Genomic DNA, 17,998 nt, shown 5'->3' on the forward strand with positions numbered 1-17,998 from the left:
TGAAGTTTTTTAATGCTACAAATATGCACCCTTGCACATTTAAACTTCCTTCAGCCATTCTTAAAATCAGCTTAATAAATTCAGGATGGAAATTGCAGTATAAAAGTGCTGCCTTTGCCGGGTTGGCTTTCTGCTCGCAGGTTGATGTGCTGCAAATCTGTCAACTTTTTAACGATGGACAGTCCTAGTCCGTTTCCTTTCACAGCAGAACTTCTCGATTCGTCGGCACGATAAAAACGGTTAAAAATATTGGGGAGATCTTTCGCGGATATTCCAATGCCATCGTCATTAACTGAAAGTGTTTTCGTAGCCTCATTCCAGTTTGCAATAACATTCCCATTTACTTTACCATACTTAATGGCATTGCTTAATAAATTGTCGATTATCAATTCCAGATAAAGCTGATCACCCATCACGGTAACATCTTCAGGAATATTAAGCTGCAGATTAATGTGCTTTTCGGCAGCCTGTTTTTTCCATTTTTCTCCGGAAAGCGTAATAAGCTCAGCCAGACTGATTGTTTCAGCACGGGCAGCCTTACTGGAATCGAGCCGTGCCAATTGAAGCAATTGTTCGAGCAGCGAATCGAGCCGGTCGACTTCTTTGATTGTTGCTGCAATTTTTTCTTCGTAAACCTGCGGATCACGCTGTTTGCGAATCAAAACCTCCAATGTTCCCCTGATTCCGGAAAGAGGTGTGCGAATTTCATGCGAGGCGTCGCTGGTGAATTGTTTTTGTTGCAGCATACTGGTTTCTATTCGCGCAAGCAATTCGTTAATGGTCAGGGTTAACTGGTACAATTCATCCTGATGATCAGGCAAAACCAGGCGGGTACTGATGTTTGAATCGCTAATTTTAGATGCTGAAGCGATGAGCTGATTAACCGGCGCAATGGCTTTTGAAGCTGCCAGCGAAGAAACTATAAACTGAACGATCAATACAAGCGGAAATGTGATCAGCAAAACCCAGATCAGATTATTAAGAATGGTGTACGATTCCTGCTGCGAAACAGCAATGGTAAGTTGCCCAATGTTTACGCCCGCTTCATTCGTAATCGGGAAATGTCCAAGCCTTACCCGTTGATTATTGATTTCACCGTTGTAAAAAGGTCCCTGATTTTTACCCGGATTGCTAAGAGCCTGGTTTTCGAGCAAATTTGTCGAGCGAAAAATAACTTTATCTTTTAAATCTGCAATCTGGAGGAAAGTTGGGTTTACCTCAACCTGATTGTGTTCGGCTTCATCCCATTCGGGCATTTTGTTAATGATAATCGAATCACGGTGCCAGTCAAGATTACTAAACACCTCTTCTTTTTCGAGTAAAATATCGTCGTCTAAATGACCATAGGCTGTTTTGTACACCACTAAATAAATGGCACAAAAAACCAAGGCAGTTGTAAAAGCAACTGCAAGTGTATTGAAAAGTGCAATCCGGTTTTTGAATTTTAAAGTCATTCGTCGGTATCAATTTTATAACCCACACCCCGTACAGTGGTGATGAGCGATGGTTTTCCGACCTCATCCAGCTTCTTTCGTAATGAGTTGATGTACACATCAATCACCGAATTGTCGTAGTCGAAATGAATATCCCACACCTCTTCGATGATGCGCGTCCGTCGGCAAACCTTTCCTTTATTCCGGAGAAAATATTCGAGCAACGAAAATTCCTTTTGGGTAAGTTCAATCTGATTCTCTTTCTTGGTCACGGTATGTTTTTCAATGTTCAACACAATGTCTCCGGCTGAAAAAATAGTCGACTGAGTTTCATTTTTGCGCATCAAAACGCGGATGCGGGCAAGCAATTCTTCAAACGAAAAAGGTTTGCGGATGTAATCGTTGGCACCGGATTCCAGTCCGAAAACAACATCATCGACAGTATCCTTTGCCGTAAGAAAAATAATGGGAACAACTTTGTTTTCGAGCCGGATATTGCGGCAGATTTCAATTCCACTCATTCCGGGTAACATCCAGTCGAGCAGAATAACATCATACTCTTCCAGATTATCCAGGGCGAGTTGCAAACCTTTTTTACCGTTGTCGGCCACATCAACGGCAAAGCCTTCTTCTTCCAGTCCATCCCTGATGAAGTTGGAAATAGAAGGCTCGTCCTCTACTGTTAAAATTCGCATCGTTGAAATTACTTTATGATATTGACTCAAAGATACAGAAAGCTTTTAATCCTCGTTACCCGTATTGCCAAAATCGGGAAGTGCCAATTGAACCCCGGCTCCATGGCTATAAACCAATTGACCACCGAGATATCCTGTTCTAGCAACTGACCCAACCAAAGCGGTAAATAAAATGATGCCCAACCATTTTACCCAGAACCGGTTATATTTAAAGTAGAAAATAACAGCTCTGAATAATGCAGTTATAATGGCCAGCCAAAGCGTAATTGCTGCAGCTTCTTCGTGCAGCTCCATCGGATTTTTAAGAGGGCCTTCTTCAATCCCTTCTCCGGCATAGCCACCAGTAAGATAAGCTGCCGTAGCACCCAAGGCTCCAAGTATCAAGAGGTAAAAGGCTGCCTGACTGAAGAATTCCTTTTTAATAAAAAGTGCGATTACTTCCGAAAGAAACCCTGCCATCAGAAGGGCAATCGGGAAATGAATAATCATTGCGTGAAGGTGTGTTGCTGAAATCATAGTCTTTGTTTTTTTATTTACAAAGATTACACAACCCTGATTCAGGAATGATTAGGCCATTCTTAAGATTGGCTTAAATTGTGATTTTCAAGATTCGCAATTGACTACTCGTTCTCTGCCTCGTCTCATAGAACTCAACCAAATTCCAAAATTTTGTTAATTGTGTGAATTAAATAAAAAATTCATTTTCCTTTGTATTCCGTGGAAAACATCCAGTTAAATATCAGGTTAAAAGAAGGCAATCCCTCAGCTTTCGAAGAACTGTTTAAAAAAACATTTCCACGAATGCTCGGCTATTGTAAGCTTTTTATTCATGATCAGGCTCAGGCAAACGATTTAGTACAGGAGTGCTTTGTGAAACTATGGGAAAAACGAAACACCATCAAATCCACACAATCCATTGAAAGTTTGCTGTTTGTAATGCTCCGGAATAAATGCCTGAATTTTTTGCGCGATCAAAAGTTGCGCGACTTCGAAAAAAATATTGAATTGCTAAAGGAAAATGAACTTCAGCACCTTTACCAGTTGGATTTTATCGGCAAAGAAGAAAAAACGCTAGAGGAAAGCCTGATTGAAGCCATTCGCGAATCAGTTGAAAAACTTCCGGAGAAACGAAAACTGGTTTTTATAAAGGCTAAAATCGAAGGCAAAAAGAATAAAGATGTAGCCGATGAATTAGGCATCTCGTTAAAAGCTGTTGAAAAACACCTCCACCAGGCCAAAGAACAAATCAGAACTGAAGTGTTGGAGAAATTCCCTTTACTATCAATACTGATTGCATTTATCCTTAGATAGCTGTCTGATCTCGCCTCCACTTGAAACGAATGACGTTTCGGGTTTCGAGTTACAAAACCTGTAACATGTAACTTGAAACTTTTTTCTTACCTGAGGTAGGGTTTCTGAATTTTTAGTGTACTCATCCTGAAACATACAAAGAATGAAATTAATTATCACCAAATATTTACGAGGAAAGAGCTCTACCGAAGAGCAAAACGAATTGCTTCACTGGATCAGAAAAGAAGAACATCTGTGCGAATTTCAGCAAATAAAAGAAGACTGGAACGATGAAGTTATGAAAGAATCTGTTCCCGCCGAATTTGTCAACGACTGGGCTTCCATCCAAAACCGGATGATGGAAGAATTGCAAGAGTCTGTTCAACGTAAACAGCGCGCGCTAAACTTCTTCAGGTATGCTGCAATTTTACTGGTCATAATAGCTGTTCCTGCATTCCTTTATTTTCAGTCATTTAACCAACAAACCAATCCGCTTGCATACACCACCGTGGCTGCTGATTATGGACAAATTTCAAAAGTTGTACTACCCGATAGCACAGTTATCTGGGTCAATTCCGGATCAACGATCAAATACAACAATGAATTTTCGGCTAAGAACCGAGACATTGAGTTGATTGGTGAGGCCTATTTCAAAGTTCATAAGAATAAAGATTTGCCTTTGGTGGTAGCAAGCGATGATTTGCGAGTCAAGGTTCTGGGAACCGAATTTAGTGTATCAGCTTATCCTGAAGAAAAAAACATTCAGGTAGTTCTGGAAAAAGGAAAAATCGAACTTGCGTCAGTTTCAATGGCTAACCTCAAACAAGAGATGAAACCAGGCGAATTGGTAGATTATACCAAAACGAATAAAAAAATGATCCTTTCAACAGTTAATACTGAATTATTCACATCATGGAAAGATGGAATAATCAACATTTATAATCTTCCGCTCAGCGATTTGGTTATCAAACTCGAAAAAAGATACAACCAGAAGTTTGAGGTTGACGATGAGATAAAAGATCTGCCCTACACATTCACAATCAAAAACGAAAAATTGAGCAATATCTTAAGTCTGATGGAAAAAATCACTCCGGTTGATGTTGTTCAAAGTGGAAATATAATGAAATTAAAGTCTAATCAACAGAAGAAACTAAATAAGGTAAATTAAAGAGACTAAAAATAAAAATCGGAAAGCGCGGCAACGCTTCCCGATTAGTTAACCCATCAAATAATGATGGAATTTATTAATAATAAAATCAGTTAAAACTATGAAAAAAAAATCAAGAATCCGAGGTTTATTACCTCCGATCTGGAACAAAAAATGTTTTAGAATTATGCGACTAACATTATTATTTCTATTTGTAGGTTTGATGCAGGTTTCTGCCAGCCTCTACAGTCAAAACACTAAATTCAGTCTGGAATTCCGAAATGCACGTGTAGTTGACGTTCTGGAAGCTATTGAGAACCAAAGCGAATTTCGGTTTGCTTACAGTGCTGAGTACATTGATATGAACCGAAAAGTGAATGTCGATCTTAAAGGTAAAAGCATCGAACAAACTTTAGGTGTTCTTTTCGAAGGAACTGGCGTGACCTATTCTATAACCGACCGCCACATTTTGCTGTTTCAGGCAGATCAAATGTCGAATGTTTCCACACAGCAAAAATCAGTATCAGGAACGGTAACAGACTCCTCTGGGGGGGACTTCCGGGAGTTTCAGTAGTTGTTAAAGGAACAACAACTGGTACTATTACTGATATGGATGGAAAATTTTCGCTTAACAAGGTCGAAAATGGTGCCACGCTGGAATTCACTTTCATAGGTATGAAATCCCAGACCATACAGGTGGGCGGAAAAAGTACCATCAATATAATTATGGAAGAAGAAACCATTGGTATTGAAGAAGTTGTGGCCATTGGTTACGGTACAATGCGTAAACAGGATGTAACAGGATCAATTTCACAAGCTAAAGGATCTGAATTAGCTAAGAGCCAAAGCTTTAGTGCATTAGATAATTTGAGAGGTAAAGTTTCGGGTGTAAGTATCTATTCAAATTCAGGACAGCCAGGAGCTTATCAAAGCCGTGTCGTTATCAGAGGTTTGTCCACTATTAATTCCTCATCAAATCCGTTATATGTTGTTGATGGCGTGGTAATGGAGAATTTTGGACTGATGAATCCGAATGACATCGAAACTATTGAAGTGTTAAAAGATGCTTCTTCTGCAGCTATTTATGGTGCACGTGGTGCTAACGGCGTTATTCTTGTCACTACAAAACATGGCAAAAAGGATGGCGAAGGAACTACAATAAGTTATCAGGGATCTGCGGGTGTTAGTACTGTAGCTCGTTATATGGATTTACTTAATTCGCAGGAATGGACCGATGCTTTTATGCAGGGACTTGCAAACGAAAATAAGTACATGGATAAAACATGGTCGCTTGACAAGACTAAATGGTTTACTGATCGTAATTATTTCGATGCAGCAGGAAATCCGTTGTACGATACCGATTGGCAGAAAGAAGCAACCAGAACAGCTTTCTCTCAAAACCACCAATTGAACATTCAGCAGGCTGGAGCAACTTCTTCAACTGGTGCATTTATCAATTATACTGATCAGGAAGGGGTTGTTAATAATACTTACAGCAAACGCTTGAATGCTAAGATTTCTTTTGATGCCAAACCAACCAAATGGTTATCAACATCCATTAATTTAATGGCAAACCATTCATGGGGACGTTATACTCCGGAAACAGGTGGAGGACAGGATGCACGACGCACAATGATTGAAATGTTGCCATGGTTGCCAGTAAGAGATGCAAACGGCAAATACACAAATTCGGCAAGCTCATCAATGTCAGATACTTTTGGATTTGAAGGAATGTCGAATCCTGCTTCTATTCTGGAATTGCAGAAACGAATGAACTACAACACTCAGATATTTGGGAATGCAGCTTTAACGTTTCATTTGTTAGATGGACTTGACCTTAAAACTCAGCTAGGTGTTGATAATCACAACATAACATACCGCGGTTATTCTTCTACTACCCTGAACAATATATCCATGCCGAACGGTTGGGCCGAAATAAATCACGCCAACACACTCTATTGGCAAGAAGAATCGTACCTGACCTATAATAAGGTGATTGGTATGCATCGTTTGAATACAATGGCTGGTCTTTCATGGCAAGAGCGTAATTATAACTATGATAGATCCTACACCGAAGGATTTAGTGATGATTTCTTCGAATGGAACAATATGGGAGCAGGTACAACACCTTCAACGCCGGAATCTAACTTCAACAAGTGGTCGATGAATTCTTATTTCCTTCGTTTTGGTTATACCTACAATGATAAATATTCTGCAACTGTGACTGGTCGTTATGATGGATCGTCAAAATTTGGAAAGAATAATAAATATGCATTTTTCCCATCTGCAGGTTTAGCATGGAATGTATCTCAGGAAAACTTCTTGAAGAACAACGAAACAATCAGCAATTTAAAACTTCATACCAGTTATGGTTTAACCGGTAATTCCGAAATTGATCCATATCAATCATTAGCGTCTGTTGGATCAGGCACATTGCTTCTTGATGGTTCAAGATCTGCTTATTCATACATTAACTCAATCGCAAATCCTGATTTAAAATGGGAGAAAACAGCTCAATTTGATCTTGGATTCAACCTGGGTTTATGGAAAAACAGTTTAAACTTTGATGTTTCTTATTATCAAAAGAAAACAACAGATTTATTGCTCGACTGCCCACTTCCAACGTCTTCAGGCTATGGTTCAATTTTCAAAAATATTGGGTCAGTACAAAACCAAGGTTTTGATATTATGGTTGATGCTACTCCTGTTCGAGTTAAAGACTTTAAATGGAACACTACGTTGAACCTAAACTACAATAAAAACAAAATTCTTCATTTAGGCGAAAACGACGAAGACATTGAAATGAATGGCTGGGTTGGAGGTTCTGAAAGTATTTTACGTGTTGGCGAAAATTTAAGTAGTTTCTATGGCTACAGAAGATTAGGTGTCTATACCGACGAAGATTTTGCCGCAGGTACTTGTACAAAAAGCCAGGTAGGCCGTGCAAAACGTACTACAGAAAAAGAAATCATAGGTAAAGGTATGCCTGACTGGACTGGTAGTTTCATCAATAACTTAACTTACAAGAATTTTGATTTAACCATTGATATGCAGTTCGTATGGGGAGTAGAAACAATGCAACAATTCTACCATTCAACTTACGACCGTTTTGGTATTACAAATGGGTTGAGCAATATCTTATATGATGCATATAACGGAACCAATCCAAATACAATGGAACAAGCCATCTATTTGAGTAACTCCGGACATGCAGGACAAAACACTACTGTTGATTCTGGCTGGATTGCCGATGGTTCTTATTTGAGAGCTAACCTTATTCAATTGGGGTATAACATTCCTAGTGTAAAATGCAAATCAATTGGCGTTGCAAACCTACGTTTATATGCTAATGTGAATAATGCATTTATGATCTGTTCAAGTAAGTTCAACGGATACGATCCTGAATCAACATCTCAGGGAGACTCCAATAAATTTGGACAGAACATGACATTCTTCTCATACCCAAGAGCCAGAACTTGGACAATGGGAGTAAACGTAACATTTTAACTAATTTAATACGAAAACTACCATGAAAAAGATATTAATATGCTTATCAGTGGGCCTTCTTTGGTTGACCTCATGTAATGAGTTTCTGGATGAAAGTCCGAAATCATCTTTAACAGATGTCGATTATTACAAAACAGAAGCCCAGGCCAAAGCTAATGTGAATTATTTATACCGTAATGGCGCACCAAGGCGTATTTCCCAAGCCTCTAGTGCCTACATCGGCCCAAAAGCCTCTATAACTGGTATGCTGACTGGCTATTTCAGCAATAGCTACGAAGGACAGGAAGTTGTTTGCAAGTATTCCCGTATGCTGACTCGTCAGGATCACACCAATGAAATTTCGGATACTTCTGATGATATCTGGGATAATTGTTACAGCGCGATTAACGTTGCCAACAATGCCATTGCCAGCATTCCAAAAATAAGTATGGAAACTGCCGTTGCCAATAGGCTGACTGCAGAAGCTAAGTTTTTCCGTGCATTCAACTATTTTTATTTGGTAAAAACATTTGGTGATGTGCCATTGCTGCTCGAACCTACAACATTAGATAATCTGTACCCAGCGAGAGCGGCTGCAGCCAGTGTTTACGAACAAATTGAGTCTGATTTGAAAGAAGCAATTGCTGTTTTGCCGGCTGCAACATTTGCTGCCAATGGACACCGGATTACCAAATACGTTGCTGCTATGGCTTTAGCCGATGTGTACTTCCATAAGGGAGACTACGCCAATGCAAAGACCTATGCTAAAATAGTAGTTGAATCACCGCATTCGTTGACTCCAAATAGCAATTTATCAGACAATAGTGCTTTCAATAAATTGCGCTCAACTGATGACTTGAATGAAGTTATCTATTGTCAGGAATATGATGCAAGTATCAGCAATGGCAGTTGGTGGCCAACCTATGCATTTTCATCGGCAGCAACAGGTGTTTTTGGCACATACTCGATTTTCGAAAGAGTATACGGTCCAATTGACCAATTCTTAAATGTTTATCCAAGTACTGATCTTCGTATTCAGCCTAAACAGTTTTTCCATTGGAATTACACAAATCCAAATACAGGCAAAACATGGACAGCCCCAGTTGGACAGGCAGGTTGTTGGTACTACTATGACGAAGATGCTTTGTTGACTACTGGTAAAGCAACTAAAGATTGGAATTTCTATCGTTTGTCAGAAGCTTATCTGGATTATGCTGAAGCAATTGCTCAAACAGATGGAGTTACCGATGAAGCCGCTGGCTATTTGGCACAGGTTCAGTTCCGTGCCAACACCTTAGGTGAAACGGAAGCACAAATCAAGGCTAGTTTATTGTCTTTATCAAAACAGAGCTTTATAGAAGCTTGTTGGACCGAAAGAATCCGTGAATTCCCGTTAGAATTCAAAATCTGGGATGATTGCGTACGTACAATGAAATTCCCGGTTATTTCAGCTACCGAAAAAGGCAAAGTTTCGTATGTTGATTTGATCGGAGCACAAAATGCAGCAGGCGCTACTTTTAAAGCAACTGATTTAGTATTCCCGATTTCATTAAGCGAATTACAACGCAATCCGAAATTGACACAGAATGCAGGATATGCAACTAAATAAGAGGTAACTTACAAAAAGGCTGTCCAAAATTAATGGGACAGCCTTTTTAATTTGTTGCAGAAAGTTTAGACTTCGTTTGACTGTTTGGATATATTATCCCAGCCAGACAAAGAGTTTTCCAAGGGTACTCTTCAGATCGGGTCACCCGATTAGAAGAGTACTTTTTTATTAACCAAAAGGGATTAACCAATTCCAATAAATGAACATACAATTGATTTAATCTCCCGCTATTATTTTGATTTGAAAATTTAGATTACACCAACGAAACCAAAAGATTTTTTTTAGCAATATTGATGTTCGAATCGTGGAGTAATAGCAACTAAAATGAGAACAATGCAAATCATTCCTTCATTACGTATTTTCGGACTTGTACTTGTGCATTTATGCCTTGCAAGTGGACTTTCAGCCCAACAACAACCAGTCGATTACGTCAATCCTTACATTGGGAATATCAGTCATTTGCTGGTGCCAACTTTTCCAACCATTCATCTTCCTAACAGTTTCTTGCGCGTTTATCCCGAACGGGGCGATTTTACCGGCAATTTACTGCATGGCTTGCCTTTGGTGGTAACCAGTCACCGCGGAAGTTCTGCCTTTAACCTGAGCTCGTTTCAGGGCAATGAGAATGACCTGAAACCAGTTATTTCGTACAGTTACGACCAGGAAAAACTGACTCCATATTCGTATTCGGTGTACCTCGATGAGCAGCAAACTGAGGTTCAGTTTGGACTTTCGCACCAGTCGGCCATGTACGAATTGAAATTTTCGCAAAACCAGGCTGCTTACCTGATCCTGAACTCACAAAACGGTTCGCTAAAATGGAACGACGATGCGATTTCGGGATTTCAAACCATCGATGGGAATACACGTGTTTACATTTACCTGAAGCCCGAACAAACACCGGAAAGCATTTCTGTTTTGAAAGAAAACGAATTGGTAAACGAGAAAGAAGCTTCAGGTAAAAATGCTTGTGTTGTCCTGAAATTTGGTCAGGGAGCAAAAACTGTTCGTTTACGCTACGGCATTTCGTTCATCGATACCGATCAGGCGCATAAAAATTTAAACCGCGAAATTCCGGATTACGATTTAAAATCACTTCAGGAAAGCGGGCGAAAAATATGGAACGAATCGCTCGGAAAAATTGAGGTGACAGGCGGCACGGATAATGAGAAAACTATTTTCTACACCTCGTTTTACCGCACGTTCGAACGCCCGGTCTGCATTTCGGAAGATGGCCGGTATTACAGCGCATTCGACGGAACCGTTCACAACGACAACGGAACTCCTTTTTTTACCGACGACTGGATTTGGGATTCGTACCGGGCACACCATCCGTTACGTGTGCTTGTTGATCCGAAGAAAGAAGAACAGATCTTGCATTCGTTTGTAGAAATGGCCGGACAGATGAAACACAATTGGTGGCCTACTTTTCCGGAAATTACAGGGGACAGCCGTCGAATGAACTCCAATCACGGTGTAGCTTCGGTGATTGATGCCTACCGAAAAGGCCTGCGCGGATTTGATCTGGAGAAAGCTTATGAAGCCTGCAAAGGTGCAATTACCGAAAAAACATTGGCGCCATGGTCGGGAATGCCTGCCGGAGAGCTTGATCAATTCTACAAAGAGCATGGTTATATTCCTGCGCTGCATGAAGGCGAAAAAGAAACTATTCCAGAAGTCAACTCATTCGAAAAACGCCAACCGGTTGCTGTAACGTTGGGTACATCATACGATGAATGGTGCCTTGGCCAACTGGCCGGTGAACTGGGCAAAAAAGATGATGCCGCTTATTTCGGAAAGGCTTCATTCAATTATCGCAATTTATTTAATACGGAAACCAAATTTTTCCATCCCAAAGACAAATACGGAAAGTTTATAGAGCCTTTTGATTATCGATTTTCAGGAGGGATTGGCGCACGCGAATCTTACGGTGAAAACAATGGCTGGACCTATCGCTGGGATGTTCAGCACAACATTCCCGATTTAATTGATTTGATGGGAGGAAAATCCGAATTTGCAAATAATCTGGATGCCTTATTTTCTACTCCAATGGGACGGGGAAAAAGAGAATTTTATACCCAGTTACCCGATCAAACCGGAAATGTAGGGCAATTTACAATGGCCAACGAACCCTCATTGCATATTCCCTATTTGTACAATTATGCCGGACAGCCCTGGAAAACGCAGAAAGTAATCCGGATGCTGCTTCACGAATGGTTTCGCAACGATTTGATGGGTGTTCCGGGCGATGAAGATGGAGGCGGAATGACTTCATTCGTGGTATTTTCGTACATGGGATTTTATCCGGTGACTCCCGGCATGCCCATTTACAGTATTGGGAGTCCAATATTCACAAATGTCAAAATTCATCTGGACAATGGTAAAATCTTCGAAATCGAAGCTAACAATGCTTCGGCTGAGAATAAATACATCCAATCGGCAACTCTAAACGGAACGACTTGGGACAAACCGTGGTTTAGTCATAAGGATCTTGCAAATGGAGGCAAACTGATTCTTCAAATGGGGCCGAAAGCCAATCGCAGCTGGGGAAGTTCAGCAGATAATGCCCCTCTTTCGGAAACAGGAAGCAATTAAAATACTGACTCTTTCTCAAAAAACAGAAATTAATTCATGTAACTCATTTTCTCGATCTGCAAATAATGAGTGGAATTACACTCGAAGATGTATTGTTAAAAAGTTCAGGTTAATATGATTTGAAATAAGCAAACAACAGTTCAAACTAATAATTTCGTGAACTGACCCAAAACTTAAACAAGAATGAAAACAACCAACTGCCTAAAAATACTTGTAATTTTTGCAGGTGTATTTCTGTTTTGCACCGCATATGCTGCAGTGCCTGAAAACAAGAATCTGCTGCGGGCCCAAACCACACTGCAGCAAATCTTCAGCCTTTATGATGCCGACCATGATCATTTGTTCAACGAAACTTATCCGTATAAAGCTGACGAAAAAGCAACTTACCTTGCCGGTGAAGATCAGGTAAAAGGCAAGCGAGTTGCCTATCTGTGGCCAACTTCCGGAGTTTTTTCAGGAGTAAACGCTTTGCTGAAAACAACGGGCGACAAGCAATACAGCAAAATGCTCGAAACAAACGTTCTAACCGGACTTCAGCAGTATTACGATGCGGCTCGAATCCCTGCTTGTTATCAATCGTACATTTTCTCGGCTGGTGAATCCGATCGGTTTTACGATGACAATGTATGGCTGGCACTCGATTTTTGCGAATCGTACATGCTTACCAAAAATCCTGATTACCTGAAAAAATCAATCGAAACCTGGAAATTTGTCATCAGTGGATGGGATGATAAATTGGGAGGTGGCATTTATTGGTGCGAACAGAAAAAGGAATCTAAAAATACCTGTTCAAATGCTCCCGGATCAGTATTGGCATTAAAACTCTACGAAGCAACAAAAGATACTGCTTACCTCAACTGGGGTGTCCGCATTTACAACTGGACAAAGTCAAATCTTCAGGACACGACGGATTACCTGTATTTCGATAATAAAAGCCTTTCAGGAAAAATTGGTCGCCAGAAATACACTTACAACAGCGGACAAATGCTTCAGGCAGCCGCAATGCTATATAAACTTACTGGTCAGAAAATGTACCTTGAAGAAGCACAACAAATTGCTAAATCAGCAATCAATTATTTTACTGAAAACTATACAACTGCTGAGGGAAATCAGATCAGGCTCTTCAAAAATACAGGTAACTGGTTTAATGCCATCCTGTTGAGAGGATACGTTGATTTGTATCAAATGGATAAAAACAAAGAGTTTATCAACGTTTTTGAAGACAACCTTGATCAGCTGTGGAATCACACCCGCGACAAAAACGGGCTATTCAGCAAAGATTGGAAAGGTGAAAAAGACGACGAATACAAATGGCTGCTCGATCAGGCCAGTTTGGTCGAAATGTGGGCAACTATGGCAGAATTGGAATAGACTATGAAAACGCAAAATCAGAAGAAAATCAATACTTTTGAAGATATTATCGTTTTCAAAAAACAACCTAAACCAACAACCATGAAATATCGATTATGCCTGAGTTTAGCTATAATTCTTTTTTTGACCATATCAGTTCTGGCACAAAAGCCGGTCAAAATTCAGTTCGATAGCAATAAAGAAGTCTCCGGACAAAAATTCGCCATTCGCGACATCACTCCAGGACTTCCAACCAATTGGGACGACTACAACTTTGTGGTACTCGAATTTAAGATCACCACTTCACAACGTTTTCATATTGGCTTTACTACTGAAACCGGATACAACGAACTGCGCGTGATGAGTTACACTCCCAATGGCTGGAACAAACTTGCAATTCCACTGAAATTTTACCGTCGGTTACCCGATGCGGCACTCGATTTGGCTGCCACCTATAACCAACCTCGTTATACTGGGTGGATTAATCTGGGTGGCAAACGCGGACCACTTCACAACGTTGATTCCATTGGCATCCGCATGAATGCCCCGATTAATAATCCAAGCTTTGAACTTCGCTCGATAGCCCTCTCTGTAGAAGATCCCGGTGACCAATATCTGGAAGATAAACCTGCCGTTGACGAATTCGGACAATCCAACTTATGCGAGTACGAAGGAAAAATCCATTCGCTCGACCTCCTGAAAAAAGAATGGGAAGCCGAGGATAAAGAAGTAGTAACAACCAAGGCCTACAACTATTCAAAATTTGGTGGTTACCTCCAGGCCAAAGGCAAAGCCACCGGATTTTTTCACACCGAAAGAATCAATGGGCAATGGTGGTTTGTTGATCCTGAAGGATATTTGTTTCTTTCGCATGGGGTTGATTGTGTGAGTCCAGGTGGCGGCGGAAACATTCGCGATTTGGATAAACGAAAAGGCATGTACAAGGAATTGCCTCCACAAAGTTTAAACGCCAATTCACCCCGCCGTGGAGCTTCGTTCGGAACCTGGAATTTATTCCGCAGATACGGAGAAAACTATCCAGAGAAATCGCGCGCGATGATCGTCAAACGAATGGACAAATGGGGCCTGAATACGATTGCCAACTGGTCGAGCCCGGAGGTGATGAACATGAATAAGAAAGCATTTATGTTTCAGCTGCGCGATGTGGGCATCGAGGGCGGACTGATGGGTTTACCCGATGTTTATGCTCCGGATTTTGCCTCGAAAGTTGATGCAGGCTGCAAAGCATCGGTTGAACAATACAAAAACAATCCGTGGCTGATTGGCTATTTCACTGGCAACGAACCTTCGTGGCTGGAGCAGGAAGAGCGGCTTTGTAGTATGATTCTGGATGGAGCCGACCAGCCAATTAAAACACAACTTAAAAACTGGCTATCCCAAGGCGATTCTCCGGAACGACGGAAAGAATTTATTTTTAAGACATTCCGCATTTTCCTCGAAACCGTTGATCAAGCCATCAAAAAATACGATCCCAATCACCTCAACTTAGGCATCCGCTTTGGAAATGTTATGGGCATCGACCGCGAAATCCTGGAAATTTGCAAGGATGTTTTCGACGTGTTCAGTTTCAACTGCTACGATCTTTACCCGAAAAAGGAAATGATGGATCGGGCTGCTAAAATTACTGGATTGCCCATGATCATAGGCGAATACCACTTCGGAACGGTTGACCGTGGCATGGCACAATCGCTGTGGCAGGTTAATTCGCAGCAAGAACGCGGAGTTGCCTACCGCTATTATACCGAGCGGGCTTACTCACATGCCGGATTGATTGGCACAGCTTATTTTCAGTGGTGCGATCAGGATTTGACTGGTCGTCGCGATGGAGAGAACTACAATTGCGGGCTAGTTGATGTAACCGACCGTCCCTATTCGTCCCAGGTGGAAGCTATAATGGAAACGGCAAAACGATTATTCGATATTCATAATGGTAAAATTCAACCGATTGATCAGTCTCCAGTAAAACCTCGCGGTCATGGAGCAATTCCAAACTTCTGGAACAAATAAAAGCATCATTACACAAATCCTAAAAAAAAATAAATGAAACATCTATTTCTTATTGCATCACTACTTTTTTGCATTGCAATTAATTCCTTTTCTCAGGAATCATCGCCTGTCGATTACGTCAATCCACTGATGGGTTCCGATTCTAACTATTCGTTGTCGAACGGGAATACTTATCCTGCCATTGCATTGCCGTGGGGAATGAATTTCTGGACTCCGCAAACCGCCAAAATGGGCGATGGATGGGTGTATGCCTACGATGCAACCCACATTCAGGGGTTCAAACAAACGCATCAGCCTAGTCCGTGGATCAACGATTACGGCCAGTTCTCACTTTTCCCGATGACCGGCGAACTGAAAATTGCAGGCGAAAAACGCGCAAGCTGGTTTTCACACAAGGCAGAAACCGTAAAACCATATTATTATAGCGTTTACCTGGCCGATTACGATGTAACTACCGAGATTACACCCACCGAACGGGCTTCCATCTTTCGTTTTACTTTTCCTGAAAACGAAAAATCATGGGTTGTAATTGATGCCTTCGACAAAGGTTCGTACATCAAAATTATTCCTTCCGAAAACAAGATCATTGGTTACACAACCCGCAACAGTGGCGGTGTTCCGGCGAATTTCAAAAACTTCTTTGTAATTCAGTTTGATAAGCCATTTGCTGAAAGCCCGGTTTGGAGCGACGATAAAATCGTTTCAGGAAAAACCGAACTGACAGATAATCATGTGGGCGCGGCCATTCGCTTTGTCACTAAAAAAGGCGAACAAGTTCATGCCCGAATCGCGTCATCGTTCATTAGTTTCGATCAGGCTGAACTGAACCTGAAAGAACTGGGAACTGATAGTTTCAACCAGGTTTGCCAGAAAGGGAAAGACGTATGGAACAAAGAGCTGTCGCGCATTGCGGTTGAAGGTGGAACTACTGATCAAACCCGCACATTCTATTCCTGTTTGTATCGTACCATGTTATTTCCACGCAAATTTTTCGAGTTCGACAAAGACGGGAAAAAAGTTCACTATAGTCCATACAACGGACAGGTTTTACCTGGCGCCATGTTTACCGACAACGGTTTCTGGGACACCTTCCGCGCTGTATTCCCATTTTTCAACCTGATGGAACCTGCTCTGAATGCACAAATTCAGGAAGGTTTGGTCAATGCCTATAAAGAAAGCGGATTTCTTCCGGAGTGGGCAAGTCCCGGTCATCGCGATTGCATGATAGGTTCCAACTCTGCAACCATTATTGCCGATGCCTACATGAAAGGTGCCCGTGGATACGACATCAACACGCTGTACGAAGCAGTTGTAAAAAACAGTAAAACCGAAGGTCCGCTTGAATCGGTTGGCCGTAAAGGTGTTGATTATTACAATAAACTCGGTTACGTTCCGTACGATGTAAAAATCAACGAAAATACTGCCCGCACGCTCGAATATGCTTTTGCCGACTGGACGATTTATAAACTGGCCAAAGAGCTGAAACGCCCTCAGTCTGAAATTGATTTATTTGCCAAGCGCAGCCAGAATTACCGCAATGTGTTCGATCCGGAAACCAAACTGATGCGTGGACGAAATCAGGATGGATCGTTCCAGAAACCATTTAATCCGTTTAAATGGGGCGATGCGTTTACCGAAGGAAACAGCTGGCATTATACATGGTCGGTGCTGCACGATGTTCAGGGTTTAGTTAACCTGATGGGTGGCAAAAAAGAATTTGTACACATGCTTGATTCTGTTTTTGTGGTACCGCCAATTTTCGACGATTCGTACTACGGACAGACGATTCACGAAATTCGCGAAATGCAGATCATGAATATGGGCAACTATGCACATGGCAATCAACCCATTCAGCACATGATTTATCTGTACAACTATGCCGGCGAGCCCTGGAAAACCCAGAAATGGGTGCGCGAAGTGATGAACCGAATGTACCTTCCAACTCCTGACGGATATTGCGGCGACGAAGACAACGGGCAAACATCGGCCTGGTATGTATTTTCGGCCATGGGCTTCTACCCGGTCACTCCTGGAAGCGATCAGTATGTTTTGGGTGCACCATTATTCAAAAAAATTACATTAAAGCTCGAAAATGGGAAAGAAGTAGTTATCAATGCTCCTGAAAATAGTGCGGATAACAAATACATTCAATCGATGACTTTCAACGGAAGCAACTACAGCAAAAACTGGCTGAGCTACACAGAACTGATGAAAGGCGCAACGATTAACTTTAAAATGGGCGACAAACCAAACCTGAAACGTGGAATTGATGATGACGATTTCCCGTATTCGTTTACAAACGAATTGAAAAAATAATAACTCATTTCTGAAACAGTTAAAACAAACATCGATAAATTCTAAGATT

Annotated in this window: 12 protein-coding genes; 9 read left to right on the plus strand and 3 right to left on the minus strand. The window is 41.2% G+C overall.

From position 1 onward, the window contains the following. Positions 1–80 precede the first annotated feature (80 nt). The 3 genes from AQPE_RS06005 to AQPE_RS06015 are packed head-to-tail and all read right to left on the minus strand — an operon-like array spanning position 81 to position 2,644. Entirely contained in the window at positions 81–1,454 is a 1,374-nt protein-coding gene (locus tag AQPE_RS06005) for a sensor histidine kinase (protein ID WP_318350146.1), read from the minus strand. Next, on the minus strand, positions 1,451–2,128 hold the full coding sequence (locus AQPE_RS06010; protein ID WP_318350147.1) for a response regulator transcription factor: 678 nt from the start codon (positions 2,126–2,128) through the stop codon (positions 1,451–1,453). Before AQPE_RS06010 ends, AQPE_RS06005 begins: the two co-directional genes overlap by 4 nt. A 45-nt stretch (positions 2,129–2,173) precedes the next feature. Next, the gene (locus tag AQPE_RS06015) at positions 2,174–2,644 is read right to left on the minus strand and encodes a DUF2231 domain-containing protein (protein ID WP_318350148.1); all 471 of its coding nucleotides are present in this window, start codon (positions 2,642–2,644) and stop codon (positions 2,174–2,176) included. A 201-nt stretch (positions 2,645–2,845) separates the two neighbouring features. Between AQPE_RS06015 and AQPE_RS06020 the strand changes: the two genes are divergently transcribed. The 9 genes from AQPE_RS06020 to AQPE_RS06060 all read left to right on the plus strand — a co-directional run bounded on the left by AQPE_RS06020 (position 2,846) and on the right by AQPE_RS06060 (position 17,949). Continuing rightward, on the plus strand, positions 2,846–3,439 hold the full coding sequence (locus AQPE_RS06020; protein ID WP_318351319.1) for an RNA polymerase sigma-70 factor: 594 nt from the start codon (positions 2,846–2,848) through the stop codon (positions 3,437–3,439). A gap of 142 nt (positions 3,440–3,581) precedes the next feature. Beyond that, positions 3,582–4,586 (plus strand): FecR family protein, encoded by a 1,005-nt coding sequence (locus AQPE_RS06025; RefSeq protein ID WP_318350149.1) that lies wholly within the window; start codon positions 3,582–3,584, stop codon positions 4,584–4,586. Between the two features lie 166 nt (positions 4,587–4,752). Then, positions 4,753–5,139: an STN domain-containing protein gene (locus AQPE_RS06030; RefSeq protein ID WP_318350150.1), complete on the plus strand. Its 387-nt coding sequence runs from the start codon at positions 4,753–4,755 to the stop codon at positions 5,137–5,139. A gap of 35 nt (positions 5,140–5,174) precedes the next feature. Then, complete coding sequence (locus tag AQPE_RS06035) at positions 5,175–8,072, plus strand: SusC/RagA family TonB-linked outer membrane protein (protein WP_318350151.1); 2,898 nt, start codon at positions 5,175–5,177, stop codon at positions 8,070–8,072. Between the two features lie 22 nt (positions 8,073–8,094). Next, complete coding sequence (locus AQPE_RS06040) at positions 8,095–9,660, plus strand: RagB/SusD family nutrient uptake outer membrane protein (protein WP_318350152.1); 1,566 nt, start codon at positions 8,095–8,097, stop codon at positions 9,658–9,660. Positions 9,661–9,984: 324 nt separating this feature from the next. Then, complete coding sequence (locus AQPE_RS06045) at positions 9,985–12,255, plus strand: GH92 family glycosyl hydrolase (protein ID WP_318350153.1); 2,271 nt, start codon at positions 9,985–9,987, stop codon at positions 12,253–12,255. 183 nt (positions 12,256–12,438) lie between these two features. Further along, complete coding sequence (locus tag AQPE_RS06050; protein ID WP_318350154.1) at positions 12,439–13,626, plus strand: glycoside hydrolase family 76 protein; 1,188 nt, start codon at positions 12,439–12,441, stop codon at positions 13,624–13,626. A gap of 3 nt (positions 13,627–13,629) precedes the next feature. After that, positions 13,630–15,633: a hypothetical protein gene (locus AQPE_RS06055; protein WP_318350155.1), complete on the plus strand. Its 2,004-nt coding sequence runs from the start codon at positions 13,630–13,632 to the stop codon at positions 15,631–15,633. A 33-nt stretch (positions 15,634–15,666) separates the two neighbouring features. Continuing rightward, on the plus strand, positions 15,667–17,949 hold the full coding sequence (locus AQPE_RS06060; RefSeq protein ID WP_318350156.1) for a GH92 family glycosyl hydrolase: 2,283 nt from the start codon (positions 15,667–15,669) through the stop codon (positions 17,947–17,949). The last annotated feature ends 49 nt before the right edge of the window (positions 17,950–17,998 follow it).

The organism is Aquipluma nitroreducens (assembly GCF_009689585.1).
GTDB classification, from domain to species: Bacteria; Bacteroidota; Bacteroidia; order Bacteroidales; family Prolixibacteraceae; genus Aquipluma; species Aquipluma nitroreducens.

Coding starts and splice junctions, on each gene's coding strand:
- AQPE_RS06040 (WP_318350152.1), top strand. CDS start 8,095: ATGAAAAAGATATTAATATGCTTATCAGTGGGCCTTCTTTGGTTGACC.
- AQPE_RS06030 (WP_318350150.1), top strand. CDS start 4,753: ATGCGACTAACATTATTATTTCTATTTGTAGGTTTGATGCAGGTTTCT.
- AQPE_RS06005 (WP_318350146.1), bottom strand. CDS start 1,454: ATGACTTTAAAATTCAAAAACCGGATTGCACTTTTCAATACACTTGCA.
- AQPE_RS06045 (WP_318350153.1), top strand. CDS start 9,985: ATGAGAACAATGCAAATCATTCCTTCATTACGTATTTTCGGACTTGTA.
- AQPE_RS06060 (WP_318350156.1), top strand. CDS start 15,667: ATGAAACATCTATTTCTTATTGCATCACTACTTTTTTGCATTGCAATT.
- AQPE_RS06015 (WP_318350148.1), bottom strand. CDS start 2,644: ATGATTTCAGCAACACACCTTCACGCAATGATTATTCATTTCCCGATT.
- AQPE_RS06025 (WP_318350149.1), top strand. CDS start 3,582: ATGAAATTAATTATCACCAAATATTTACGAGGAAAGAGCTCTACCGAA.
- AQPE_RS06035 (WP_318350151.1), top strand. CDS start 5,175: ATGGATGGAAAATTTTCGCTTAACAAGGTCGAAAATGGTGCCACGCTG.
- AQPE_RS06050 (WP_318350154.1), top strand. CDS start 12,439: ATGAAAACAACCAACTGCCTAAAAATACTTGTAATTTTTGCAGGTGTA.
- AQPE_RS06055 (WP_318350155.1), top strand. CDS start 13,630: ATGAAAACGCAAAATCAGAAGAAAATCAATACTTTTGAAGATATTATC.
- AQPE_RS06010 (WP_318350147.1), bottom strand. CDS start 2,128: ATGCGAATTTTAACAGTAGAGGACGAGCCTTCTATTTCCAACTTCATC.